The sequence below is a fragment of the Aminobacter sp. P4_D5 genome (assembly GCF_056401815.1).
Window position 1 is genome coordinate 1 of sequence record NZ_JBFUIP010000260.1, and the last position, 5,475, is coordinate 5,475.

Genomic DNA, 5,475 nt, shown 5'->3' on the forward strand with positions numbered 1-5,475 from the left:
CGTTTCAACGCTGCGGCCTTCCTCGACGGCAGCGTTCGAAAGTTAGGCCAACGCATTCGCATCACGGTGCAACTCGTCGGCGTTCCGCATGGAAAGACGTTATGGGCCGAGCGTTATGACCGCGAACTGACGGACATCTTCGCGCTGCAGGACGAAATCGCCCAAGCCATCGCCCAACAGCTCAGGGTCAGGCTGCTGCCGCACGAAAAGTCCGCGATCGAGGCCGCTCCCACGCACAATGTCGACGCCTACGACCATTATCTTCAAGGCCGCCACTTCTACCATCTGCACACCACGGCCCATGTGCAGCTGGCGCAACGCCTTTTCGCCAAGGCTGTCGAGCTCGATCCAACTTACGCCAGGGCCTTTGCCGGCCTCGCCGACTGCGCCTAGTTCCTGCATTGCAATCACCAAGACGGCACCACGGTCGCGCATATTCTCGATGCGAGCGAAAAGGCGCTGCAACTGGACCCGACACTTGCGGAGGCCCATGCCTCTCACGCCATGGCCATGCACCTTGCCGGGCAAAGCGCCAAGGCGGTCGCCGAATTCGAGCAAGCCATGGTGCTCGACCCAGACGCCTTTGAAGTCCCCTACTTCTATGCCGACGTGGCGCGTGTGCTCGGCGACCGCGACAAGGCGGCCCGTCTGTGGGCACGCGCTAGCGATATTGCACCCGACGATTTCCGCTCGCCCTTGATGCTGTCGCAAATGTACTGGGAGCTCGGCCGCGAGGCAGACTCCGCCGATGMGATCAGGATGGGTCTGGAGCGGGCCGAACGCGCCTTCGCCGCGCCCACCCAGACATATCCTTGCCGCTCGCCATGGGCGCGCCGGCGCTGGCACAGCTCGGCGAATGCGAGCGCGCGCTCGACTGGATCTCGCGGGCGCTGACTGTCGGACCTGACGATCCACACACCCAATACAATGTTGCCTGCGCCTACGCGATGCTCGGCGAGGTCGAGCCCGCGCTGGAGATGATCGAACGCTGGGCGCTCAAGGCAAATGCGGCGACGAAAAAATGGCTGGCCGACGAGACCGAATTCGACAGCCTGGGTAGCCACCCGAGATTCCAGGCACTGGTTGAGCCGCTCGGAGAATGCAGCGCTTAGGCCGGTGCTGCCTCGTCAAACTGAGGCAAGCCATCGTCCAGCTTGAGCCAGGGCTGCTTCGACGAGATCCAGATGTGCATGGCCGGGCGAAACAGGCTCGGGTCGTCGAGCGAGCCCGACGTCACGGCCAGCACACCGGCCGCCTCGCGGCCGGAAAGCACCGTTGTGCCGCATTCGGCACAGAAGCCGCGTTTCACCGCCGGTGACGAATAGGCAATCTTGACCGGCCCGGTCAGCCTGACCTCGTCGGCACGAAACATCAGCCGCGCGTTGAACGCCGCACCCACCGCCTTCTGGCAGCTTCGGCAGTGGCAGATGCGCTCGTTCAGCGGTGCTGCTTCCACGACATAGCGCACGGCCCCGCACATGCAGCCGCCTTCATACAATTGTGCCATAGCTCAAGAGCCCCTCGCCCGAAGATTTGGGCCTCAGGCATAAGGTGGGCAATGTTATGTTGTCGATGGGAAAGTTGCGTGACTGCCTCAGCCGGCAGTCACTTCAAAGTCGCGGAAAATTCAGGAGCAAAGCGGAATACATGCCGACGGGGTGGCCGTGCGGAACAGCCGGTTTTGCCGCCGCGCGCTGGCGCGTGACGAAACGCTTTCCCAGACCTGGGTTCCGGCAACGGCATGCCGCGCCAAAAGCCTGATATCGTCGGGGCAATAACCGTCGCGCTCCATGACCTTCAAAATGATCGGGTCTTGCAGCAGATCCTCAAGCGTCAATTCGTGCTGGTCGTCCATAGTCGCCTCCGTTCGTGACCACTTCGACATTACGCACCATAGCCCTGAACCGTGACTGCCAGATGGCGGTTCCGTGACAGGAGCTGGGTATTTTCCGAAACAGCGAAAAGCCTTGCCGCCTCGCATGCGGTATTTACCGCACACGTCACCCGCCGCCTCAAGTCACATTCCCGCGACGGCAATCTTCCATCTTGCATTCAATGCGTTGCGCCAACAACATCAGCTGCGTTCGGCGCCCGCCACGACCAGCTGAGCTCGCCATTACCAGCTGATGCGGGCCTGCGGCATGCCATACATCAGGCGCGAGAACTCATCGCCTGACACATGAACCAGCGTGCGGTGATCGCCGCCTTCGAAATAGATGTCGCTGCCGCGGCGCAACTGTTCGTCGATCACGCAGGCGACCCGATAGGGCACGCCCAGGATCGGCACCGCGCCCTCGTCGCAATCGGGAAACAATGAGCTTGCTTCTTCTTCTGTCGCCRGCCGCACCTTGTCGCCGATGATCTCGCGCATGCGGGCCAGGTCGACATGGCGCGAAGCCGGCAGCACGACCAGCACATAGCCGTCCTCCCATCTCAGCACCACGCCCTTGGCGATCGCGCTGCCGGGCACGTGGGTCGCTTGCGCCGTCATCATCGAGCAGCCGGTGCGCGCATGTTTGGCGGCGTCGTAGCGGATGTGATTGTCTTCGAGATATTCCTGCATCGTCAATGAGATAGCCATGGCCACTCCTTTTCGCGGTAACATCGCGTCACTGCGGCCGGTATGGTGGTGGCGGGCACTGTCTGCCGCACGGCGAAGCCTGGCCGCATCATCGCCAGCCCATTTTCGATCAGCTTGCTGGCCGCATCTTCCGGCCCCCATCGAGGGGCATTCTCAACGTGCCGAAACGATACATCCGAAGCCCTTATCCAGCAAGGATTTTGGCCGCGCGCCGCCGTTTCACCCAGCGCGCGGCCGATCATTCAATTCACCTCTTTGACCTGTTCGTCCCAGCTCTTCACCTTGGTCTCGCCATTGAGGAAAGGAAGCGACAATGCCGCCAGTTCGGGTGCGAAGAAGACGTCATAGTGGGTGCGATTGGGGATGATCGCCAGCCGGTTCTGCGACATGGATTCGCGCATCCAGCCTGCGTCCTTCAGCCCGCCGCCAAGCAGCTGGTAGAATTTTACGATATGCTCGGGGCGGTACATGTCGCTGTCGCCATAAACCAGCATGACGGGCATCTTCAGCGTCTTGACGTCATCGGCCCAATCATAGGGCGTGCGCATCAGCTCGCCCATACGATCGAGCAGTTTCGGAAAATCCTCGACCTTTGGCGCCACCGCCGCATAGGCCTGGTACATCGGCGTTTGCTTCATCATGTCGGCCATGCCGGCACCGACCTGTGCCTGCATCGGCAGCATTTCGGGGTAGAAGCCGTCCTGGGCATAGGCGGCGGACACCAACGCCAGGCGCCGCACCACATCGGGATGTTGCACGGCAAGGCGGAAAGCCACGCCCGCTCCCATCGAATAGCCCATCACATCGACCTTGCCGTAGCCAAGCTGTTTCACCAGCCCGGCCATATCGTCGCCCATGTCGATCAGGCTCATCTTGCGGTCGGTGAGAGCCGTGCGGCCATGACCATAAAGATCGACCGCGATCACCTGGCGGTTCTTCGACAGCGCCGGCAACACCGGCCCGAACATGTCGATCGAGCCCAGCCCGCCATGCAGCAGAAGCAATGGCTCGCCCTTGCCCCTGATCTCGTAATAATAATTCACGCCATTGACCTCGGCATGGCCGGTCTTGACGCCTGATTGGGTGGTTTTCGTTGCCTCGGCCATTGCCGCTCCTCCTGTCACAACTGCGAACGCGGCCGCCGCCAGCATGGTGATGAAACTGCGCTTGTTCATGTCCTCGTCCCTTCTCGCTCGGAACCTTCCGGTCCCTTGCCTCAAGGACGAACGAAAACTTGCAATGCCGACAGTGTGGGAGAACTTTTCCACGGGTGGAGAAAATGTCGTCAACATTCCCCTCACTTCACACTGGTGGCAATGTAATGTCGGCTCCGCTGCGATCCTCCGCACCCCCTCTGGCCTGCCGGCCATCTCCCCCACAAGGAGGGAGATCACGCCTTCATCAGTGCCGCGGCCAATCACCAACGTCGCAAGGCTTGTCCTTAAGACGTTGCAGGATGCGCGCCGCCGCGGACGTGACTAATCTCCCTCCTTGTGGGGGAGATGGCCGSCAGGCCAGAGGGGGGTGCGAAGGATCTCAACCTGCGTGGTTTGCCTCGTAAAGCGCATCCGGCTGTCACCCTCTGTCAGCATCSAGCGTGGATAGCCGCRCSSGYTTTTCCACGCCCCCACCACCTCCCGTATCATTGACCTCGCGATCTTCCACGGGACCCCGGTGCGCACCGGGCAGCGGGGGGAAGCGCCGGTGCCGGGCTGGCAGGAGGTCGGTTCTCCTGCTGGGTGATGAGCCCCCAAGCCCGGGCCTTGCGGCGGCTGGCGGTGAAAGCCGAGGCGACTGAGCGGGGCAAGAACACCGAGCGGGGCGCGAACGTCGCGCCATAAAATCATTATCGGAAGGCACGGCCTCGCGCCCCGCTTCCCGAACTACCTCCTGCACGGGAGTGCTCTTTGACAATGGCCAGACCGGAAACGGGGCGTGGCGGTGAATAAGTGTGAGATGTGGTCCGCGAAGCGGACGAAAAGCCAACTGCTTGGCTTTTCGAACATCGAACGCCGGCAGGCCAGAGGGGGGCAACGTAGGGTGCAACCTCCCCAGGCCGCCCTGCTCAAAAACCGAAAGGCCGGGCGAGTGACCCGGCCGGCCTTTGCATTTCAGGGCGATCCGCCTCAGATCGTCTTCGCCAGCGCTTCGAGCTGGTCGGCGCATTGGCCCCAGCCCTCCTGAAAACCCATCTTCTCATGGGCATCGCGGTCGTCAATCGACCAGTGCCGGGCAATGGCGGTGTATTTGGTCTTGCCGCCGCCAACGTCCTCGAAGGTCAGCACCACCGTCATGAACGGCTTTTCGGACGGCGCCCACGCCTCGGTATAGGCGTCGGTGAAGACCAGCTGCTCGTTCGGCACGACTTCGAGATAGACGCCGGAATTGGGATATTCCACGCCCTCGGGGCTGCGCATGGTGATCGAGCTGGTACCGCCGGCACGCACGTCGAGCTTGGCGCTTGTCGTCGTCCAGGGTAGCGGCGCGAACCATTTCGGCAAAAGCGTAGCGTCAGTCCAGCAGCGATAGACCTTCTCGCGCGGCGCATCGATGATGCGGGTGAGAACCAGTTCGCGGTCTTTGACTGGGATGGCGGCGGCTGTTGCGGTCATTCGTCTTCTCCTCGTTGAAGTCAGCTTTCGGACCAAGGACGAGCAAGCTGAAGCCATCCCGACAGGCCTCAGCGAAAAAAAGCGGGCTAGTGTTTCCGCGCCTGTACGAGATAGGAATCGATCGACGTCTCGCCCAGCCATCTCGCGGCTTCCAGCCGGTGCAGGCCCTCGACCAGCACGTAGCGCTTGCCGTCATGGCGTACCTGGATCGGTGTCTTCATGCCGTTTTCGACGATGTCTTCGGCCAGATGCCGCACGGTTTCGGGATGCAACGTCTTCTTG

The 5,475-nt window shown here is 62.0% G+C and carries 9 protein-coding genes and 1 pseudogene; 3 read left to right on the forward strand and 7 right to left on the reverse strand.

Going from position 1 to position 5,475, the window contains the following annotated elements:
- The 3 genes and pseudogenes from AC1DWF_RS29830 to AC1DWF_RS29840 all read left to right on the forward strand — a co-directional run.
- Positions 1–393: pseudogene (locus AC1DWF_RS29830) on the forward strand (adenylate/guanylate cyclase domain-containing protein); the annotation flags it as partial.
- Between the two features lie 111 nt (positions 394–504).
- Positions 505–894, forward strand: coding sequence for a tetratricopeptide repeat protein (locus AC1DWF_RS29835; protein WP_476842411.1), 390 nt, complete (start codon positions 505–507; stop codon positions 892–894).
- A complete protein-coding gene (locus AC1DWF_RS29840) occupies positions 825–1,112 on the forward strand; it encodes a TPR end-of-group domain-containing protein (protein ID WP_476785126.1) in 288 nt (95 codons plus the stop codon). The genes AC1DWF_RS29835 and AC1DWF_RS29840 overlap by 70 nt, the downstream gene beginning before the upstream one ends.
- On the opposite strand, the gene AC1DWF_RS29845 is transcribed toward AC1DWF_RS29840, so the two are convergent.
- From AC1DWF_RS29845 to AC1DWF_RS29875, 7 genes are all read right to left on the reverse strand, one after another.
- A complete protein-coding gene (locus AC1DWF_RS29845) occupies positions 1,109–1,507 on the reverse strand; it encodes a GFA family protein (protein WP_476785125.1) in 399 nt (132 codons plus the stop codon). The two genes, AC1DWF_RS29840 and AC1DWF_RS29845, sit on opposite strands and share 4 nt — an antisense overlap.
- A 120-nt stretch (positions 1,508–1,627) precedes the next feature.
- Positions 1,628–1,855 (reverse strand): hypothetical protein, encoded by a 228-nt coding sequence (locus tag AC1DWF_RS29850; RefSeq protein WP_476785124.1) that lies wholly within the window; start codon positions 1,853–1,855, stop codon positions 1,628–1,630.
- Positions 1,856–2,116: 261 nt separating this feature from the next.
- The gene (locus AC1DWF_RS29855; protein ID WP_476842412.1) at positions 2,117–2,581 is read right to left on the reverse strand and encodes an aminoacyl-tRNA deacylase; all 465 of its coding nucleotides are present in this window, start codon (positions 2,579–2,581) and stop codon (positions 2,117–2,119) included.
- Positions 2,566–2,823 (reverse strand): hypothetical protein, encoded by a 258-nt coding sequence (locus tag AC1DWF_RS29860; RefSeq protein ID WP_476785122.1) that lies wholly within the window; start codon positions 2,821–2,823, stop codon positions 2,566–2,568. Before AC1DWF_RS29860 ends, AC1DWF_RS29855 begins: the two co-directional genes overlap by 16 nt.
- Positions 2,824–3,756 (reverse strand): alpha/beta fold hydrolase, encoded by a 933-nt coding sequence (locus AC1DWF_RS29865; RefSeq protein ID WP_476785121.1) that lies wholly within the window; start codon positions 3,754–3,756, stop codon positions 2,824–2,826.
- 951 nt (positions 3,757–4,707) lie between these two features.
- Positions 4,708–5,193 carry an SRPBCC family protein gene (locus tag AC1DWF_RS29870; RefSeq protein WP_476785166.1) on the reverse strand — a complete coding sequence of 162 codons (486 nt, stop codon included), beginning with the start codon at positions 5,191–5,193 and terminating at the stop codon, positions 4,708–4,710.
- A gap of 86 nt (positions 5,194–5,279) precedes the next feature.
- A partial coding sequence (locus tag AC1DWF_RS29875; protein ID WP_476842413.1) for a ParB N-terminal domain-containing protein occupies positions 5,280–5,475 on the reverse strand: 196 nt, incomplete at its 5' end.